Annotated in this window: 14 protein-coding genes and 2 pseudogenes; 9 read left to right on the forward strand and 7 right to left on the reverse strand. The window is 72.4% G+C overall.

What is annotated here, in order from left to right:
• Positions 1-3: 3 nt before the first annotated feature.
• Positions 4-654: an alpha-ketoglutarate-dependent dioxygenase AlkB gene (locus AB0A61_RS24630; RefSeq protein WP_361296026.1), complete on the reverse strand. Its 651-nt coding sequence runs from the start codon at positions 652-654 to the stop codon at positions 4-6.
• A gap of 313 nt (positions 655-967) precedes the next feature.
• Here AB0A61_RS24630 and AB0A61_RS24635 point away from each other — a divergent pair, with 313 nt between their 5' ends.
• Positions 968-2,110 carry a methyltransferase gene (locus AB0A61_RS24635; protein ID WP_361296252.1) on the forward strand — a complete coding sequence of 381 codons (1,143 nt, stop codon included), beginning with the start codon at positions 968-970 and terminating at the stop codon, positions 2,108-2,110.
• On the opposite strand, the gene AB0A61_RS24640 is transcribed toward AB0A61_RS24635, so the two are convergent.
• Complete coding sequence (locus AB0A61_RS24640; protein WP_361296029.1) at positions 2,100-2,972, reverse strand: ketose-bisphosphate aldolase; 873 nt, start codon at positions 2,970-2,972, stop codon at positions 2,100-2,102. The two genes, AB0A61_RS24635 and AB0A61_RS24640, sit on opposite strands and share 11 nt — an antisense overlap.
• A 39-nt stretch (positions 2,973-3,011) precedes the next feature.
• Positions 3,012-3,893, reverse strand: a complete 882-nt coding sequence (locus tag AB0A61_RS24645; protein WP_361296032.1) for an SIS domain-containing protein — start codon at positions 3,891-3,893, stop codon at positions 3,012-3,014.
• A 119-nt stretch (positions 3,894-4,012) separates the two neighbouring features.
• Between AB0A61_RS24645 and AB0A61_RS24650 the strand changes: the two genes are divergently transcribed.
• Positions 4,013-4,792: a DeoR/GlpR family DNA-binding transcription regulator gene (locus AB0A61_RS24650; RefSeq protein ID WP_361296035.1), complete on the forward strand. Its 780-nt coding sequence runs from the start codon at positions 4,013-4,015 to the stop codon at positions 4,790-4,792.
• A gap of 63 nt (positions 4,793-4,855) precedes the next feature.
• On the opposite strand, the gene AB0A61_RS24655 is transcribed toward AB0A61_RS24650, so the two are convergent.
• Positions 4,856-5,236: a luciferase family protein gene (locus tag AB0A61_RS24655; RefSeq protein ID WP_361296038.1), complete on the reverse strand. Its 381-nt coding sequence runs from the start codon at positions 5,234-5,236 to the stop codon at positions 4,856-4,858.
• A 375-nt stretch (positions 5,237-5,611) separates the two neighbouring features.
• Here AB0A61_RS24655 and AB0A61_RS24660 point away from each other — a divergent pair, with 375 nt between their 5' ends.
• Together AB0A61_RS24660 and AB0A61_RS24665 are read left to right on the forward strand one after the other, a co-directional pair.
• The gene (locus tag AB0A61_RS24660; RefSeq protein WP_361296041.1) at positions 5,612-6,442 is read left to right on the forward strand and encodes an MIP/aquaporin family protein; all 831 of its coding nucleotides are present in this window, start codon (positions 5,612-5,614) and stop codon (positions 6,440-6,442) included.
• Positions 6,443-6,618: 176 nt separating this feature from the next.
• Positions 6,619-7,191 carry a hypothetical protein gene (locus AB0A61_RS24665; RefSeq protein WP_361296044.1) on the forward strand — a complete coding sequence of 191 codons (573 nt, stop codon included), beginning with the start codon at positions 6,619-6,621 and terminating at the stop codon, positions 7,189-7,191.
• Between the two features lie 50 nt (positions 7,192-7,241).
• Here AB0A61_RS24665 and AB0A61_RS24670 read toward each other — a convergent pair.
• Positions 7,242-7,701, reverse strand: a pseudogene (locus tag AB0A61_RS24670) (GNAT family N-acetyltransferase).
• An 809-nt stretch (positions 7,702-8,510) separates the two neighbouring features.
• On the opposite strand from AB0A61_RS24670, the gene AB0A61_RS24675 reads away from it, so the two are divergent.
• The 5 genes and pseudogenes from AB0A61_RS24675 (at position 8,511) to AB0A61_RS24695 (ending at position 15,492) form a co-directional block, all read left to right on the forward strand.
• Positions 8,511-10,841, forward strand: coding sequence for a heavy metal translocating P-type ATPase (locus tag AB0A61_RS24675; protein ID WP_361296047.1), 2,331 nt, complete (start codon positions 8,511-8,513; stop codon positions 10,839-10,841).
• Between the two features lie 129 nt (positions 10,842-10,970).
• Positions 10,971-13,658 (forward strand): GNAT family N-acetyltransferase, encoded by a 2,688-nt coding sequence (locus tag AB0A61_RS24680; RefSeq protein WP_361296049.1) that lies wholly within the window; start codon positions 10,971-10,973, stop codon positions 13,656-13,658.
• Between the two features lie 27 nt (positions 13,659-13,685).
• Positions 13,686-14,134: pseudogene (locus tag AB0A61_RS24685) on the forward strand (CBS domain-containing protein); the annotation flags it as partial.
• Positions 14,135-14,338: 204 nt separating this feature from the next.
• Positions 14,339-14,797 carry a cyclic nucleotide-binding domain-containing protein gene (locus AB0A61_RS24690; protein ID WP_361296052.1) on the forward strand — a complete coding sequence of 153 codons (459 nt, stop codon included), beginning with the start codon at positions 14,339-14,341 and terminating at the stop codon, positions 14,795-14,797.
• A 74-nt stretch (positions 14,798-14,871) separates the two neighbouring features.
• Positions 14,872-15,492 carry a CBS domain-containing protein gene (locus tag AB0A61_RS24695; protein ID WP_361296055.1) on the forward strand — a complete coding sequence of 207 codons (621 nt, stop codon included), beginning with the start codon at positions 14,872-14,874 and terminating at the stop codon, positions 15,490-15,492.
• 606 nt (positions 15,493-16,098) lie between these two features.
• Here AB0A61_RS24695 and AB0A61_RS24700 read toward each other — a convergent pair.
• On the reverse strand, positions 16,099-16,971 hold the full coding sequence (locus AB0A61_RS24700; protein ID WP_361296058.1) for a universal stress protein: 873 nt from the start codon (positions 16,969-16,971) through the stop codon (positions 16,099-16,101).
• Positions 16,972-17,102: 131 nt separating this feature from the next.
• On the reverse strand, positions 17,103-18,008 hold the full coding sequence (locus AB0A61_RS24705) for a universal stress protein (RefSeq protein WP_361296061.1): 906 nt from the start codon (positions 18,006-18,008) through the stop codon (positions 17,103-17,105).
• Between the last annotated feature and the right edge of the window lie 160 nt (positions 18,009-18,168).

Genomic DNA, 18,168 nt, shown 5'->3' on the forward strand with positions numbered 1-18,168 from the left:
GGCTCAGAAACCGCTCACCCGGAGGGTGATGTTCAGCCGTCCGGCCAGCCCCAACTCGGGTGGTGCCGTGCCCGGGTGGACCCGCGGCACACCGTGGTACGCCGACCGCGACGGGCCACCGAACACGAACAGGTCGCCGCTGTGCAGCTCGACGTCCGTGTAGGGCTTCGCGCGGGTCTCGGTGTTGCCGAAGCGGAACACGCACGTATCACCGAGGCTCAGCGACACCACCGGTGCCCCGGATCTCTCGTCGCCGTCGCGGTGCATGCCCATGCGGGCGTCGGCGTCGTAGAAGTTGATCAGTGCGATGTCGTACGGCGCCGTCATCGCCGCCCCCGGCCCCAGCGCGTCCGCCACCGCGCGCCGGCCCAGCTCGTCCAGCCAGGCCGGGAACGGCTTCACCGGGGCGCCGTCACCGTCGACGACCGTGCGGGCGTAGGCGCAGGGGTACCAGTGCCAGCCCAGACACACCTGCCGGGCGGTCATCGTCCCGCCGCCCGGCGTGCGCACGGTGCGCAGGCCGGCCGGCGGCCGGGCCCATTCCCGGCAGGCCGCGAGCAGCTCGCGCTGCCGGTGCGCATCCAGCCAGTCCGGCACGTGGACGGCCCCCGGCGCCACCTCGGCGCGGGTCCGGGGGAAGAGCTCGGCGTCCATGTCCCCCATACTCCCGCTACTCCCGGACGGCGGTACGACACTCCCCCTGAGAGGGGTACGACACTCCCGCGAAGGGGGTACGACGGCCCGGTCACGAGCGGGGCGACGCCGGACAGGACCGGTGCACGGCATTCACGAACCGCGCACGGCCTGGGCGGACACCGGACAGGGCCCGCGCACGGCTGGGGCCGGCGCCGCACCCCCGGGCGGAGACGCCGAGGTGTCCGGGCCAGGTCGCCGAGGTGGCTGCCGGGGCCGGCCGACCGGGCCTGAGCTGGGGCTCCGCTAGCCTTGACGGACGATGAACGACCGTATGACGACGCCCTGGGGCGAGCTCGAGCTGGCCCGTTTTCCCGAGGACCCGCGTGACCGGCTGCGCGCCTGGGACGCCTCCGACGAGTTTCTCCTGCGACATCTCGCGGAACGGGAGGAGCAGGGCGCCGCCCTGTCCGGAACGGTCGTGGTCGCCGGGGACCGCTGGGGCGCGCTGGTCACGGCGCTGGCGCGGCACCGGCCGGTGCAGATCACCGACTCGTACCTGGCCCAGGAGGCGACCCGCGCCAATCTCGCCCGCAACGGCGTCGAGACCGGCACGGTCCGGCTCCTCACCACCCAGGACCCGCCGCCCGACCGGGTCGACGTGTTTCTCGTGCGGGTGCCGAAGAGCCTCGCCCTGCTGGAGAACCTGCTGCTGCGCCTGGCACCCGCGGTACACGAGGGCACGGTCGTCGTCGGCACCGGCATGGTCAAGGAGATCCACACCTCGACGCTCCAGCTGTTCGAGCGCGTCCTCGGCCCGACCCGGACCTCCCTGGCGCAGCGCAAGGCCCGGCTGATCTTCTCCACCCCGGACGTGTCGCTCCCGCGGCCCGCCAATCCGTGGCCGTACACCTACGCCCTGCCCGACGGCATCGGCGCCGTCTCCGGCCGGACCGTCGTCAACCACGCCGGCGTCTTCTGCGCCGACCGGCTGGACATCGGCACCCGCTTCTTCCTGCAGCACCTGCCGGAGAGCCGGGCCGCCCGGCGGGTGGTGGACCTGGGCTGCGGCAACGGTGTCGTCGGCACCGCCATGGCGCTGGCCCACCCGGAGGCCGAGGTGCTGTTCGTGGACGAGTCGTTCCAGGCCGTGGCCTCGGCGGAGGCCACGTACAAGGCGAACGACGTGCCGGGGCACGCCGAGTTCCGCGTCGGTGACGGGCTGGCCGCAGTGCCGGCCGGCAGCGTGGACCTGGTGCTCAACAACCCGCCGTTCCACTCGCACCAGGCGACGACGGACACCACGGCGTGGCGCATGTTCGCGGGGGCCCGGCGAGCACTGCGGCCGGGCGGCGAGCTATGGGTGATCGGCAACCGCCACCTGGGCTACCACGTCAAGCTGCGCCGCCTGTTCGGCAACAGTCAGCTGGTGGCCTCCGACCCCAAGTTCGTGGTGCTGAGGGCCGTCAAGAAGTAGTCGGCACATGCCGCCCGGCCAGCACGCCGATGAGCCGTCGCACCTCCCCGACCATCGCCTCGCGGCCCACGCTGAGGTACTTGCGTGAGTCGACCGCCTCCGGGTGGGCGGCGAGGAAGGCGCGGATCGCGCCGGTCATGGCGATGTTGAGGGCGGTGCCGACGTTGACCTTGGCGATGCCGGCGGCGACGGCCGCCGTCAGCTCGCCGTCCGCAACGCCCGAGGAGCCGTGCAGGACGAGCGGGACGTCCAGCGTGGTGGCGAGGCGCTTGAGGAGGTCGTGGTCGAGGGCGGCGGTGCGCTCGGTCATGGCGTGCGTGTTGCCGATGGCGACGGCCAGGGCGTCCACCCCGGAGTCGGTGACGAAGGCGTGCGCCTCCACGGGGTCGGTGCGGGCGCCGGGTGCGTGGGCATCGAGGGGAGGCCGGCCGTTCTTGCCGCCGACCTCGCCCAACTCGGCCTCGATCCACAGTTCCTGGGCGTGCGCCCATTCGGCGGCGGCCCTGGTGGCGGCGAGGTTCCCGGCGTACGGCAGGCGGGAGGCGTCGTACATCACGGAGCTGAAGCCCGCGCCCGGCGCCTGGCGCAGCAGATCGTCGCTCTGCACGTGGTCGAGGTGGAGCGCGACGGGGACCGCGGCGCGTTCGGCCGCGGCGGCGGCCGCGCGGGCGAGCGGCAGCAGCCGGCCGTAGCGGAACTTGACCGCGTTCTCGCTGACCTGGAGGACGACCGGGGCGCCCGCCGACTCGGCGCCGGCGATGACGGCCTCGACGTGCTCCAGCGTGATGATGTTGAACGCGGCGACGGCGGAGCGCGCGGCGGCGGCGCGGGCGACCAGCTCGCCGGTGGCTGCAAGCGGCACGGCCTGTCCTTTCGGGGGCGTCGGGCGGAGAGCAGGACGTCAGGGGGTGAGGATCACCGAGCGGGTCAGGTGGCGCGGCCGGTCCGGGTCGAGGCCGCGGGCCGCGGCGACCGCTACCGCGAGCCGCTGGGCACGGACCAGGTCGGCGAGCGGGTCGAGCCCGCCCTCGATCCACATCCCGCCGGTGGCACGCACCTGGTCGGCGAGGCCCTCCGGTGCCGGGCCGAGCATCCAGGTGGCCGTGGAGTGGGTGGTGATGCTGATGGGGCCGTGCCGGTACTCCGTCGCCGGATAGGCCTCGGTCCACGACAGTGAGGCCTCCCGCATCTTCAGTGCGGCCTCATTGGCCAGGCCCACGGTCCAGCCGCGCCCGAGAAAGGTGAACTGCGTGCGGTCGAGGAGCCCTTCGGGCAGCGGAGCGGACAGCGCGGTCCGGGCGTCGGCGACGACGGCGTCGGTGTGCAGCCCGAGGTGGGCGCGCAGCAGGGTGAGCGCGGTGGTCGCGAACCGGGTCTGCACCACGGAGCGTTCGTCCGCGAAGTCGAGTACGACGACGTCGTCGGCGGCCGACATGACCGGCGTGTCCGGGTCCGCGGTCACGGCGGTCGTACGGGTTCGTCCCTTCAACTGCTCCAGCAGACCGAGGACTTCGGTGGTCGTGCCGGAGCGGGTGAGGGCGATGACGCGGTCGTACGAGCGGCCGTGCGGGAACTCGGAGGCGGCGAACGCGTCGGTTTCGCCGCCTCCGGCTCCCTCGCGCAGCGCGGCAGCCGCCTGCGCCATGAAGTACGAGGTGCCGCAGCCGACGATCGCGACCCTCTCACCGCGCCCCGGCAGGGTCCGCCGGTGCCCGGGGGCCTCGGCCACGGCCCTCGCCCAGCACTCCGGCTGGCTGATCAGCTCGTCCTCGACATGGGTCATGGCATGCCCTCCGCTGTGATTGTTCCTGCAAGATAGCGCTGAGTTTCACGCACAATCAAGCATTTCAGGGCGTGCTGGGTGCGTTAGGGTCGCGGGAGACGGAGGAACGGAGGCTGCGCATGTCGCGCGACGCCCGCTGGAAGGCGCTGCTGGAACTGCTGGTCGAGCGCGGCCGGCTGGATGTCGAGGAAGCGGCCGCCGAGCTGCGGGTGTCGGCCGCGACCATCCGCCGCGACTTCGACCAGCTGGCCGAGCAGCAGATGCTGGTGCGCACCCGGGGCGGCGCGGTCGTGCACGGCGTCTCCTACGAACTCCCCCTGCGTTACAAGACCGCTCGCCGCGCCTCCGAGAAGCAGCGCATCGCCAAGGCGGTCGCGGATCTCGTCGCGCCCGGCGAGGCGGTGGGCCTGACCGGCGGTACGACCACCACCGAGGTGGCCCGCGCCCTTGCCGTGCGCGGCGACCTCGCCTCCGGTTCACCCGCCCTCACCGTGGTGACCAACGCGCTCAACATCGCCAACGAGCTGGCCGTGCGGCCCCAGTTCAAGATCGTGGTGACCGGCGGGGTCGCGCGCCCGCAGTCGTACGAGCTCATCGGGCCGCTGGCGGACGGGGTTCTGAGTCAGATCACGATCGACGTGGCGGTGCTCGGCGTGGTCGCCTTCGACGTCCCACACGGCGCCGCGGCCCACGACGAGGCGGAGGCCGCCGTCAACCGCCTGCTGTGCGAGCGCGCCGAACGGGTCGTTGTCGCCGCCGACTCCAGCAAGCTGGGCCGACGCGCCTTCGCGCGCATCTGCGCGGCGGAGTCGGTCGACACCCTGGTCACGGACACGGCGGCGGGGCCGGAGACCGTGCTGCGGTTCGAGGATGCGGGCATCCGGGTCATGGCCGTCTGACGGCGCGTCCACCCGATCCGCCGGATCCGACCGACGTCAGACGGCCATGACCCGCCCGATCCGTCAGACCCGCAGAAAACCCACCCCGCGACCGTCATTGCAGCTGGAGGACGGTGTCCGGCCGGCGCCGGGTGCGGTCTGATGCGCCTGGAGGGCGACGCTCACCAGCGTCATGAGGAGATCGACGTCGGCCGAGGCGTCGAGGCGGAGTGTCACCCACTGCGAGCCCGCCACCATACGGACCGCTGCGAAGCGTCTCAGATCGTTCGCCAGGCGCCGGATGGCCCGATCGGTGAGGTGGAGGTCGACATCCCGGTCGGAGTGGAAGTGGGCGATCTCCCCGTGGGCGGAGCTGAGCGCCTGCCCCGTGCCGCAGCTGGGCACGGCCTCCGTCAGGTCGGGCCAGGTGGCCAGTTGGGCGAGAGCGCGCGCGGTCAGCGTCATGGCCCCATCATGGCGCGCTCACCGTGAGGCAACCGCTACGTGAGCAAGCCTTAACCGATCCGTATCCGGCACCGCCCCGTTCCGGCCATCCGGCACGACGGACCGATCATCGGCGGGCGGCAAGAGCAACGACGAAGCACTGGGCGGGACAGCGGTGCGGGACCCGCACGCGACGCCACGCCGCGTCAGGTCGGCGCTCGCGCCCGGGGTCGACACAGGCGCCGCATGACCCGAAGCAGCCACCGCCATGGCGGAGCGGGTTCACCATGCGGGGAAGTCGTTCCGTTTGACGTTTACCCTCTGGACGTTCAGCATCAAATCGTTACGCTCGCAGCCAAAAGCGCCCATCCTCGTTCGAGCGGAAGGCGGTGCCCCATGGCAAACGGGACGTCCAGACGGGTACTGCTCGGCGAGCTCTCGGCCGAGTTCCTGGGCACCATGGTGCTCATCCTGTTCGGCTGCGGTGTGGTCGCGCAGGTCCTGGGCGCGGGGCTCGGAAATCACGACAGCATCGCCTGGGCGTGGGGCTTCGGAGTCACCTTCGGCGTCTACGTCGCCGCCCGCATCAGCGGCGCTCATCTGAATCCCGCGGTGACCGTGTCGCTGGCCTTCTTCAAGGGCTTCTCCTGGGCCAAGGTCCTGCCCTACGCCCTGGCACAGACCTTCGGCGCCTTCGTCGCCGCGCTGCTGGTGCGCTGGAACTTCACCGAGGCCCTCGCCAAGGCCGACCCCGGTCACACCATCAAGACGCAGATCGTCTTCTCGACTCTGCCCGGCAACGGATCCCTGCCGATCAGCGAGTGGGGCGCGTTGCGGGACCAGATCATCGGCACCGCGCTCCTGGTCATGCTGATCTTCGCCGTCACGGACCTGCTCAACACCCCGCCCGGAGCCAACCTGGCCCCGCTGATCATCGGCTTCATCGTCGTGGTGATCGGTATGGCCTTCGGCGCGGACGCCGGCTACGCCATCAACCCGGCCCGTGACCTCGGTCCGCGCATCGCGAGCTTCATCACCGGATACTCGCACGCCTGGCGCGACCAGTACGGCAATCTCTACTTCTGGGTGCCGATCGTCGGACCGTTCATCGGCGGCCCGCTCGGCGCTCTGGTGTACCGCCTGCTGATCACTCCGTTCCTGCGCGAGGAAGTGCCGGGCGAGCAGGAGCCGGGCCGGATCCCTGCGCCCGACGCCGGTCCCGACTGACCCGAAGGCCCGCGGTCCCAGGGGCTCGTCCGAGGACGGACGAGCCCTCCGGCCGTTGGGCCGCACCCCGCCGCCGGGAACGGCCAGCCCAATCCCGGCATCAGCGGGAGCCTCTGATCGCTTTTGGGAGCACACTGGCAGGAGGGGCCGTCGGTGCTCACGAGGGGGTGTCGAGGGTGACACGTCGTCCAGGAGTGCGGTTGTGGCGATGGCGGCGCAATCCGCTGCGGCGGACCAGCGACGTCGTGGAGGCGTGGATCCTGCTCGTCGCCTGGGTCCTCGCCCTGGCGGGCGGCCTGCTGGCCGGGGTGCTGACGGCGGGCACGATGCAGCAGAGCGCCGACCGGGTGCGCGCGCAGAGCCGGCAGGTGTCGGCGGTACTGACCTGGGAGGCGACCCGCGGAACCGGCCGGCCGACGAGCGGCGCCCTGGTGTGGGGGACGGTGCAGTGGACCGACCCGGACGGCTCGACGCACACGGGACGGGCCAGAGTCCCGGCCGCCGCGACCGCCGGCAGTCACGTCACGGTGTGGACGGACGGGCACGGCGCGCTGACGTCACGGCCCACCTCGCGGGCCGACGCGGCGTTCCAGTCGGTCCTGGGCGGCATCTGGGCCGGCACGGCCACCGTCGGCGTGGTCATCGGCGGTGCCAAGCTGGTGCGGGCGCGGCTGGACCACCGCCGCATGGGCCAGTGGGCCGATGAGTGGGCCCGGGTGGACGCGAGGTGGGGGCGGAAGACGGGCTGACTGCACGGGGCGGCCGCCGGGGGCGCCAGCGCTCCTGGACGCCCGACATCTCACCAGATCTCCCCCTCGGCGGGCAGGGGTCGCCGGAAGACGACCATGGGACGGCCCGGACCGTTGTAGTCCTCTTCCACTCGCGCGTCGAACCCGAGGCTGCGGTGGAAGGCGACGGAGCCGGAATTGGCCACTGAGGTGATCGCCTTCAGCCGCTCGGCACCCTGGCTTCGTGCGGCCTGTGCGAACGCGGCGTAGAGACGGCGCCCGAGACCCGCCCCTCGGGCATCGTCCCGCGTGGCGATCAGATGCACGTACCCCGTGCGGGCAGGCGTGACGAAGCCGATGAGGTACCCGCGGACACCGTCCTCGGCGCGTGCCATCAGACAGGTCGAGCCGAAACTGCACGAGCGCCGTCAGATGCAGGGACCGCAGGTCCCGCTCCCCCCAGTAACGGGAGTGGTCGTCGAGAACCTCGTGGAGGTCGGTCGGTTGAGCCGGCAGGATCCGCGCGTCCATGGCGCCGATCATGACAGGTCCGCCACTGGCGGCCGACCCTGCCCCCCGGCAGCGCTGCAGCGCTGCAGCGCTGCAGCGGCCGATCATGCCCGGCTTCCACGCCGCGTTTCCCTGTCAAGTCCGCGTGTTGGGGTCCGCCATGGTTGCGATGCACTCCCGTCAGGCGACCGGGTCGTCCGGTCGCGCCACAAGGTGCCCGGCGCGCTTGTGGGTATGGGCGCCCTGCCGAACGGGAGATACCGCTCGACCTCCTCCCAGGCCATCAGCAACGTCTCGTCCTCACTGATTGCCTATTGCGTACGGCGCCCCGTGATTGCGTACGGCGCTCCGTTCATCATGGCGCTCACAGAAAGCCTCTCGTCCACGGCTGCCCCATTCCGATCAGCACCCACCGGACCGGGGACGCCGCCAGCGGTTTCCCCAAGGACGGTCAAGCGGCGGTAGTACCCGTCCTCGTCGATCTCGCCTCGGGCGAAGCGTTCGGCAAGGAGCCGTTCGAGGGACGGCCCGGGCCGCCGAGCCTCGGTAAGGTCACTGCTCCCTCCCGTCCTCGCCACGGCGCGGTACAGGAGAACGCCCGATTGCAGGCGAGAGTGCCCTGATGAGGACGACCGCAGCATCATGGAGTCGCATGTGCGGGCTGGACAGCAGGACACGCCGCTCATCGCCCCGACGCGCGGTGGCGCGAACAGCGTCTGTACGGCCCTGGCCGCAGAGCCGTTCGTCCCCTGACCAAGCCAAGCCCACCGAGATGTGATGGACGGGGGGCCAGACCTCGGGCAGGGATGCCCGGATGGACAGAGGTGACCATGAACCGCTCCGCCTTCCCCACACGGCTTCGCTCTTCGACCAGGGCGGTCGCCTCGCTACGGCTGGAGCCCGCCCTTCTGGCCGTGACGGCGGCGGCCCTGGCCGCAGGCGGTGCCGCCTGGCTCGCCGGTGAGGAGGGTCTCGCCGACCTGCTGTGGGGCCTGGGCACGCTGGCCGCGATCCCACCGGCGGTGGGCTGGGTACTCGCCGCACTCCGCCACGGCCGTGCGGGCGTCGACCTGATCGCGGTTCTCGCTCTCGGTGGCACCCTCGCCGTCCACGAATACCTGGCCGGTGCGCTGATCGCGCTGATGCTGGCCACCGGCCGCACCCTGGAGGCGGCAGCCCAGCGGCGGGCCTCGCACGACCTGCGTTCGCTGCTGGAGCACGCGCCCCGCTCTGCGCGCCGCCGGACACCGGCTGGAGTCGCCACGGTGCCGCTGGCCGAAGTCGCCGTAGGTGACCTGCTCGTCGTGGGTCCGGGCGAGGTCGTCCCGGTCGACGGGCGGGTGGAGGGCGCCATGGCCAACCTCGACGAGTCCGTACTCACCGGTGAGTCCCTGAACGTCGAACGAGCGGCGGGCGGCACGGTCCGCAGCGGGGTGGTCAACGCCGGCGGCGCATTCGAACTGCGGGCCACGGCGACCGAGCAGGACAGCACGTACGCCGGAATCGTGCGACTGGCCAGGCAGGCCGGGGCGGAGTCCGCGCCCGTGGTACGGCTGGCCGACCGCTACGCGGCTTGGTTCCTTCCGCTCAGCCTGGCGGTGGCGGGGCTGGCCTGGCTGCTCAGTGGCTCGCCGGTACGAGCGGTCGCGGTGCTGGTGGTGGCCACCCCGTGTCCGCTACTGCTGGCCGCACCGGTGGCCATTGTCTCCGGGATCTCCCGCGCCTCACGCCTGGGAGTCGTGATGCGCGACGGCGGCGCCCTGGAGAATCTGGGGCGGGCCCGCACCCTGCTGCTCGACAAGACGGGCACCCTCACCCGCGGCCGCCCGCGCGTCCTCGACGTGGTGGCCGCACCGGGGTGGCAGCCGGCGGAGGTGCTGAGGCTGGCCGCGTCGCTGGACCAGTATTCGCCCCATGTCCTCGCCGAGGCGATCGTCGACACCGCGCACGAACGGAAGCTGGTGCTGTCCGTCCCGTCCGATGTCACCGAGGAGCCCGGCCGAGGTGCTTCGGGCGCCGTGGACGGGCACCGGGTGTGTGTCGGCCGCTTCGACACGTCCGACGCCTGCCCGTCCTGGACGAGGGCGGTGGACAACCGGGCGCTTCTCGACGGTGCTGCCGTGGCCTGGCTGACCGTCGACGGATGTCCGGCGGGTGCGGTGCTCCTCCGGGATCCCCTGCGCCACGACGCCCCACGCACCCTGCGCCACCTGCGGGCCGCGGGCATCGAACGGCTGCTGATGCTGACGGGCGACCGCACGGAGCCGGCCCGCGAGGTGGGCGCCATCCTCGGCCTGGACGACGTCCGCGCCGGGCTCGACCCGGCCGGCAAGGTCGCCGTCGTACAGGCCGAACGCGAACGCGCGGTCACCGTCATGGTGGGCGACGGCGTGAACGACGCCCCCGCGCTCGCCGCCGCGGACATCGGTGTGGCGATGGGGGCGCGCGGGTCCACCGCCTCGTCGGAGGCCGCCGACATCGTGCTGACCACCGACCGCGTGGACCGGCTCGCCGACGCCGTCTTCATCGCCGTACGGGCCCGGCGGATCGCCGTGCAGAGTGCCCTGGGCGGAATGGTGATGTCCCTGGCCGCGATGGCCGCGGCCGCCTTCGGCCTGCTGGCGCCCGCCCTGGGCGCCCTGCTCCAGGAGGCCATCGACGTGGCGGTCATCCTCAATGCCCTGCGCGCACTGCGCGTGGACCAGGCCGCGCGGCCGACACTGACGCCCGCTGCCGAGGCGCTCATCCACCGCTTCGCATCGGAACACGACGACCTCCAGGACGTGCTCGAGGCGGTGCACGGTGCAGCCGACCACCTCTCCGACAGTCCCGGCCCGCAGGCCCTGGCGGCCGTCGAGGAGGCGCACCGGCTGCTCACCGAACGGCTGCTCCCCCACGAGTACGCCGAGGAGCACCAGCTCTACCCCGCCCTCGCCCCCGCTCTCGGCGGCCCGGAGGCCACGGCCACCATGAGCCGGGCCCACACCGAGATCGAACGCCTCTCCCGACGCATCGCCACCCACCTGCGGCTGGCTCACGCCCAGGGCGCCCTGTCCCCCGGCCAGCTCGACGACCTGCGCTCCTGCCTGTACGGACTGCACACCGTCCTCCGCCTGCACTTCACGCAGGAGGAGGAGAGCTACTTCTCGCTGGCCCAGTGAAGTCCTGCGGGGCTTGCCGGAGCACACCGCACGGGAGGGCCACTCGGCCCGCACAGTGCCCGGTCAGCCCCTGTGCGGCCGGGACCCGCCGCCGGATGCTGAAGGTGTCATCCGGAGGGAGAGTTCGTGATGACCGGTATCCAGGAGGTCCCGGTTCATGCCCTGCTGGCCGACGGAACCACCGTTCGCATACGGCAGGCGGGTCCGGCCGACCGTGAGGAAGTGCGGCGGCTGTACGAGGAGATGTCACCGCAGAACCTGCGGTTGCGGTTCTTCTCGGTCAGTACGGCCTCCGCCCGGCTCGCCGCCGAGCGGGTGGCCGGAGGCGAACGCCGCGGATACCGCGCGCTGGCCGCCGAGTGCGACGGGCGGCTCGTGGGGCTGGCCGAGTACGAGGTGCTGCCGGGCGGCAGCACGGCGGACATCTCGGTGGCGGTCGCCGACGGCTGGCACCACCGGGGTGTGGCCACTCTCCTGCTGGAACACCTCGCGGACGCCGCGCGTACGGCGGGCGTCACCGCGTTCAGCGCCGACGCCCTGTCCGAGAACCATGATGTGCTCAGGGTCTTCCACGATCTCGGGTTGCGTGTCACCCGCCACTTCGACGGACCCGAGGTGCACTGCACGGTCGGACTCACCGAGGACGAGACGTACTTGAGCGCCGTGGAGTCGCGCGGCCGGCTGGCCGACATCGCCAGTCTGCGGCCGATGCTGCGCCCCGGCACCGTCGCGGTGATCGGCGCGGGCCGCACACCGGGGTCGGTCGGGCGCGCGATACTGCGGAACATTCACAGCGGTTCCTACACCGGGCGGTTGTACACCGTGCACCCCGAGGTGACCGCAGTCGCCGGGGTGCATGCCTGCCCGTCCGTCGCCGACCTGCCGCAAGTGCCGGACCTGGCCGTGATCGCCGTCCCGGCCGCAGCCGTTGCCGAGGTGGCCGAGCAGTGCGGCCGAGTCGGCGTGCGCGCCCTGCTCGTGGTGTCCGCGGGCCTGGACACGCACCAGAGCGGCGCTCTGACGGACGCGTGCCGACGCCACGGCATGCGGCTCGTCGGCCCGAACTGCCTGGGCCTGGCCAACACCGAGGAGGACGTCCACCTGGACGCCACCTTCGCCGCCCGGCACCCCGGGCCCGGCACGGCCGGGGTCGCCGTGCAGTCCGGCGGTGTCGGCATTGCGCTGCTGGACGGGCTGGCCCGGCTCGGCATCGGGGTGACGACGTTCGTCTCGCTCGGCGACAAGTACGACGTCAGCGGCAACGACATGCTCCAGTGGTGGGAGAGCGACGGGCGCACCGACCTGGCGCTGCTGCACCTGGAGTCCTTCGGCAATCCCCGCGCCTTCTCCCGCACCGCCCGCCGGGTGGCCCGGACCATGCCGGTGCTGACCGTGGACGCCGGGCGGTCGGAGGCCGGACGGCGTGCCGCCGCCTCGCACACTGCGGCCGCGGCCGCCCCGACGGTGACCCGGCAGGCCCTGTTCACCCAGGCAGGCATCACCGCCACCCGCACCATCGGTGAACTCCTCGACACCGCCGCCCTCTTGCATGCCCAGCCGCTGCCCCACGGTACGAAGGTCGCCGTCGTCAGCAACGCGGGCGGGGCCGGCATACTGGCCGCCGACGCGTGCGTGGACGCCGGACTCGTCGTCCCGCCGCTCGCCGCCGACCTGGTGGACGAACTGCTCGCCCTGCTGCCCGAGGGCGCCGGCGCGAACAACCCGGTGGACGTCACGGCGGCCGTCGGTGAGGAGCAGCTGCGGGCGTGCATCGGCCATGTGGCCCGGCACGGGGCCGTCGACGCCGTGCTGGTGAGCCTGGTCCCCACAGCGGTCGCCGCGGCCACCGGGGAGGATCTGGTGCACGCCCTGACCGCGCCTCCTGGACCGCTCGCCCGCCCGGTTGTCGCGGTGCTGCCTGCGCAGGCGGCCCGCGTCGAACTGCTGCCGACCGCCGACGGGGACACCCTGCCCGCGTACTCCGACGCCGAGGACGCCGCCCGTGCCCTGGCCCACGCAGCCACCCGCGCCGACTGGCTCGCCCGGCTTCCGGGCGCCGTACCTGAGTTGCCGGGAGTGGAGACCGAGCGCGCGAAGAACCTGACCGCCGCCTTCCTGGAGGGGAACCCGGAAGGGGGCTGGCTCGATCCGCAGGCAACGGCCATGCTCCTCGGCTGCTACGGCATCCCGCAGATCCGCTGGGCCTGGGCCCGGGACGAGGACGAGGCGGTCGCCGCGGCCGAACGGCTCGCCGGACCGGACGGACGGGTCGTCCTGAAGGCGTACTGGCCCGGTCTGCTGCACAAGAGCGAACAGCACGCCCTCCACCTCGACCTTCAGAACGCCTCCCAGCTCAGGGCCGCGCACCGCGATCTGGCCACCCGGTTCGGCGACCGGATGACCGGGGTAGTGGTGCAGCCGCTCGCCGAACGCGGCACCGAACTGTTCGCCGGAGTCGTCCAGGACGAGGTCTTCGGGCCGCTCGTGGTGTTCGGTCTCGGCGGTACGGCGACGGAGTTGCTCGCAGACCACGCGGCCAGGCTCGCCCCGCTCACCGACCTCGACGTGCACGACCTGCTCACCTCGCCCCGGTGCTCCCCGCTGCTGTTCGGCTACGCCGGCAGCCCAGCCGCCGACATCGGCGACCTGGAACAGCTGGTGCACCGGCTGTCCCGGATGGCCTCCGACCTGCCCGAACTGGCGGAGGCCGACCTCAATCCCGTCCTGGCCGGGCCGCACGGCGTCACCACCCTCGACGTCCGCGTCCGGCTCGTGCCGCGCCACCCCCACGATCCGTATCTGCGCAGGCTGCGCTGACGGGGGCCACCGCTGAAGGAGGTCGCGATGAAACCCACCAAGGTCGGCGAGGTTATGACCGGTGACGTCGTCACCGTCCGCTACGGCACCCCGTTCAAGAGGTGGTTCGCCTCCTCCGCGAGTACCGCATCAGCGGGCTGCCGGTGATCGACGAGGACGACAAGGTCATCGGGGTGATCTCCGAGACCGACCTGATGCAGCGGCAGGCACACCCATCACAGTCCGGCCGTCGTTTCGCCGCCCGGCTGCACAGACTGAGCCGGGGTGCCCGCCGGAGTGCAGCCAGGAGCCGGGCGCGCACGGCCGGCGGGCTGATGTCGGCGCCGGCCGTGACGGTCCCGGCGGAGGCGGCCCTGCCGGAGGCCGCCCGGCTGATGGCGCGACACGGCATCGAACGACTGCCGGTGGTCGACGAGGAGGACCGGCTCGTCGGCATAGTCACCCGCCGCGACCTGCTCCCACTGCGGGTGCCTCCAGCCTGCGGGACGGAACATGCGGCGCCCATGGGCCGAAACGCCCCGTCACGGGGCCCGTGTGGCCTTTTCGCGCGAGGCGGCGGCCAACCCCTGCACCAGGCCCGTGGGTGGGCCGAAGGTCCCTGGGCGGGTCCGGGCGGCCCGTGGTGAAAGGCCGGTGACGCGCGCACGCTGGGGTCAGGAACCACGAAGGGAGACGGTGCGATGACCTCCGCCACCACCATGAACGCGGTGCTCCCCGCCGAGCACCGTGAACGGCTGATGCGGCTTGCCCGCGAGGTCTCCTTCGAGGCCGGGACCCGCCTGTTCGAGGAGGGCCGGCACGCCGACCGCTTCTGGATCGTGCGCACCGGGACCGTCGCCCTCGACCTGCACGTGCCGGGCCGCCGTCCAGCCGTCATCGAATCGCTCGGTCATGGTGAACTGGTTGGCTGGTCCTGGCACTTCCCGCCGTACATCTGGCACCTGGGTGCCGAAGCGATGAGCCCGATGCGGGCCTGGGAGTTCGACGCCGAGGCGGTCCGGTCGATCTGCGCCGAGGACGCCGAGTTCGGCCGGACGATCGCGGCCTGGGTCGGACGGGTGGTCGCCCAGCGGCTGCACGCCTCTCGAATCCGGCTGCTCGATCTCTACGCACCGTACGGCAGCGGGGGGCTGACATGACCGCCGTTTCCGGGCCTCACCGGCGTTCCGAGGAGAAAAGCACGCCGGGCAGTCCGCACCGTGTGAGTGACGTGATGACGCGCGAAGTCGTGGCGGTGGGCCGCAAGACCCTGTTCAAGGACATCGTCGAGCGCATGGAGCAGTGGCGGATCAGCGCGCTGCCCGTGCTGGAGGGCGACGGACGGGTGATCGGGCTCGTGTCCGAGGCCGATCTGCTGCCCAAAGAGGAGTTCCGGGACAGCGATCCGGACCGGTTCACCCAACTGAACCGACTGTCCGACCTGGCCAAGGCCGGGGCGGTGACCGCGGAGGAGTTGATGAGCACCCCGGCCGTCACCGTCCATGCCGACGCCACACTTGCCGAGGCGGCCCGCATCATGGCGCTGCGACGCGTCAAGCGGCTGCCCGTCGTGAACTCCGAGGGGCTGCTGGAGGGCGTGGTCAGCCGCGGGGACCTGCTCAAGGTGTTCCTGCGCCCGGACAACGACCTCGCCGACGAGATCCGGCGCGACATCGTCGACGTCCTCTTCCCGGCGCCGGTCGAGCCCGTGCACGTCACGGTCACCGAAGGAGTCGCGACACTGACCGGCCGGGTCCAGGACACCGCCCGGATTCAGCTGGCCGTTCGCATGGTGCGGGGCGTCGAAGGCGTGGTGGGTGTGGACTGCCGGCTCGCCGCTGCAGACACGGAATGAACCACCAGGCCCGGGCTCCTGCCCGAAAGGCGCGCCACCCGGTTGCGGCGTTCGGTCCGGATGACGAGTCGGCAGGAGCGACCGCGTTCAGCCCTGTCGCGGCTGAGGTTTCGCCATTCGGGTCCGACCTGCTTCCACTCCGCGCCCCATTCGGCCGGACGCCGCCGCATGAGCCGGCTGTACGGGTTCCGGCCGGGCGCCGGGGAACACCTCAGCCCGGCCCTTGTGCGGCGAGCCGTCCGTATCCGCCACGCCTGCAAAGACTCCACCGAGAACGGCCGAGAACGGCGAGGATCCAAGCCGCGAGCACGGTCCAAACCTCAACGACGTCGCCGTGCCGCCGGAGCGGAGTGCGCCGTCGGCGCCATAGCCACACCCGGGTCACGGCGGTGGCGGTGTCCGTGTCATCGTCGCGGCCTGCTCTCGCCTGCCGTGGGCCGCTGTCGGGCGCCTGCCGTGGGCCGCTGTCGGGCCGAGGCGGTGCCCAGGTGGACGGCATCACCCTGTGGATGCTGGGCGGCGCCGCACGCCTGCACGGCGAGGCCCCGACACCGGCCACCGAGCTGCGCATGCGACGCGGGCCGGCCGGGAGGCCGCAGGGCATGATCAGGCAGGCTCTGGTACGACGGTCACCGGGCACGCGGCGTGGTGCAGCACGCCGTGGGCGACGCGGCCGAGTTGAAGGCCGAAGTGGCCCGGGCGGCGGCGGGCGCCGACGACCAGCAGGTCGGCCTCGTGGGACACGACCAGCAGGGCGTCGCGGGCGCGGCCCTCGAGCGCACGCCGTTGCACCCGCAGGCCGGCCGGGACGTCTCGCAGCGCCTCCTCCAGCACCTCCGTCGCCTGCCGTTCCCACAGGTGGGCCGGTTCACCGAAGATCAGCGGATGTCCCGTGGTCGCGTGTGCGGGGCGCTGCCAGGCCCGAACGGCCTCCAGCGGAACACCGCGGAGCAGTGCCTCCTCGACCGCGAACCGCACGGCTGCCGAGCCCGTCGGCCTCTCGCCCACACCCAGGACGATGCGGCCGTGTGCCCCTGCGCGGGCCTGGTTGTCGTGGCTGCCGCGCAGCACGATCACCGGGCAGTGGGAGTGACCGGCCACTGTGACACTGACGGAACCGAGGAGCGCCTCGGTCATGCCGCTGCGGCCACGGCATCCCAGGACCATTACGAGGGCCGTGCGACTCTCCCGCAGCAGCGCGTACTCCGGCTCCTCGGGCAGCACGTCGGCGGTGACCTTCACCCCTGGCTGCCTACGGTGGGCGCGCCGCTCGGCGGCCTCGATGATGTCCTCGGCCAGCACCTGCTCGTCCGGCTTGCCGAGGGCGTGCGCGAGGGAGACGCCTTCGTAGCGCTCCCAGGGGGATGCATACACCAGCCGGAGCGGCGCACCACGCAGGGCGGCCTCGTCGGCGGCCCAGTCCACGGCTCTCAGGCTCGGCTCGGAGCCATCGACACCGACGACGATCGGAAGATCCATCATCCTCACCGTCCCCCGCCCGAGCCGCACGGCGGCTCGGGCCCGACCGGCGGGTCGGCACGGTTTTCGACGACCACGCCGAACGCGCGAACGACCACTGCCTTCATCGTTCTTCTCCTCGGAGCAGCGGCTCAGCCGTGCGCGACGACGGCGACGGGCGCGGTGACGTGGTGCAGGACGGCGTGGGTGACATGGCCGATGTGGGCACCGAAGGGACTGGTGCGGATGCGTCGGCCGACGACGACCAGGGAGGCGTCGCGGGAGGCGTTGACGAGGGCCGGCGCGGCGCTTTCGTACCGGCTCGCCTCGATCACCTGAACGTCCGGGAACTTCTGCCGCCAGGGGCGCAGCACCTCGGTCAGGACGGCGGCCTCGTGGCGCGCGACGGAGCCTCCTGCTTCGAGATCGGCCGACATGCCGTACAGGTAGGTGGGCGGCGGACTCCAGCCGTGCACGACCCGCAGGGAGGTCTCCCGGCGGGCGGCGGCGTCGAAGGCGAACTCCAGCAGTGTCCCGTCCGGGGCACTGGTGTCGAGACCCAGGACCACGGGCCGGAAGGGTGTCGCGTCGGACGGTACGTCCCCGGGTGCCGTCTCGTGCTCGTCCGAGGCCTGTTCCCCTGCCCGTACCAGCACCACCGGCCGTTCGGCGTACGCGACCACGGCCAGGCTGACGGAACCGACCATGAACCCGCCGATCCCACCGAAACGCCGCGAGCCAAGCACCAGAAGTTCGGCGGAGCCCGCCGCCTCGCACAGGGCGTCGGCCGGGTTCCCGGTGAGCTGATCGGCGATCACCTCAACGCCGGGGTGGCGCAGCCGGATGCCCTCGGCCGACTCTCGCGGGATCCTCTCCGTCCAGTCCTGATGGGTCTCCGGTCCCACCAGCGGAGCCTGCGCCAACGGTTCGGGCACCGGCTCCCACACGTGGACGATCTTCAGCGGCAGGCCACGCTGCAGTGCTTCACGGGCCGCCCATTCGGCGGCGGCACGGCTCTCGGGCGAGCCGTCGAGTCCGACGGTAATGGTGCGGGACATGGTCTCCACCTCCGGGGGCTGAACGGTCCGCTTCCAGAGTTGCGGTGGGAGGGTGGCAGGGTCAGGGGCCGCATGTCCCCTGTCGGGGCCGGGCGGCCCCTGTTCCACCCCTCCGCACCGGCCCACGCTGGAAGCGGTGGAACCGCAGCCGAGGACCTCA

The organism is Streptomyces sp. NPDC046197 (genome assembly GCF_040646295.1).
Lineage (GTDB): Bacteria > Actinomycetota > Actinomycetes > Streptomycetales > Streptomycetaceae > Streptomyces.

What these genes read in the sequence shown, in the direction of transcription:
- AB0A61_RS24635 (WP_361296252.1), top strand. Translation starts at nt 968, where the DNA reads ATGACGACGCCCTGGGGCGAGCTCGAGCTGGCCCGTTTTCCCGAGGAC.
- AB0A61_RS24680 (WP_361296049.1), top strand. Translation starts at nt 10,971, where the DNA reads ATGACCGGTATCCAGGAGGTCCCGGTTCATGCCCTGCTGGCCGACGGA.
- AB0A61_RS24705 (WP_361296061.1), bottom strand. Translation starts at nt 18,008, where the DNA reads ATGTCCCGCACCATTACCGTCGGACTCGACGGCTCGCCCGAGAGCCGT.
- AB0A61_RS24645 (WP_361296032.1), bottom strand. Translation starts at nt 3,893, where the DNA reads ATGACCCATGTCGAGGACGAGCTGATCAGCCAGCCGGAGTGCTGGGCG.
- AB0A61_RS24650 (WP_361296035.1), top strand. Translation starts at nt 4,013, where the DNA reads ATGTCGCGCGACGCCCGCTGGAAGGCGCTGCTGGAACTGCTGGTCGAG.
- AB0A61_RS24630 (WP_361296026.1), bottom strand. Translation starts at nt 654, where the DNA reads ATGGACGCCGAGCTCTTCCCCCGGACCCGCGCCGAGGTGGCGCCGGGG.
- AB0A61_RS24695 (WP_361296055.1), top strand. Translation starts at nt 14,872, where the DNA reads ATGACGCGCGAAGTCGTGGCGGTGGGCCGCAAGACCCTGTTCAAGGAC.
- AB0A61_RS24690 (WP_361296052.1), top strand. Translation starts at nt 14,339, where the DNA reads ATGACCTCCGCCACCACCATGAACGCGGTGCTCCCCGCCGAGCACCGT.
- AB0A61_RS24655 (WP_361296038.1), bottom strand. Translation starts at nt 5,236, where the DNA reads ATGACGCTGACCGCGCGCGCTCTCGCCCAACTGGCCACCTGGCCCGAC.
- AB0A61_RS24675 (WP_361296047.1), top strand. Translation starts at nt 8,511, where the DNA reads ATGAACCGCTCCGCCTTCCCCACACGGCTTCGCTCTTCGACCAGGGCG.
- AB0A61_RS24660 (WP_361296041.1), top strand. Translation starts at nt 5,612, where the DNA reads ATGGCAAACGGGACGTCCAGACGGGTACTGCTCGGCGAGCTCTCGGCC.
- AB0A61_RS24700 (WP_361296058.1), bottom strand. Translation starts at nt 16,971, where the DNA reads ATGGATCTTCCGATCGTCGTCGGTGTCGATGGCTCCGAGCCGAGCCTG.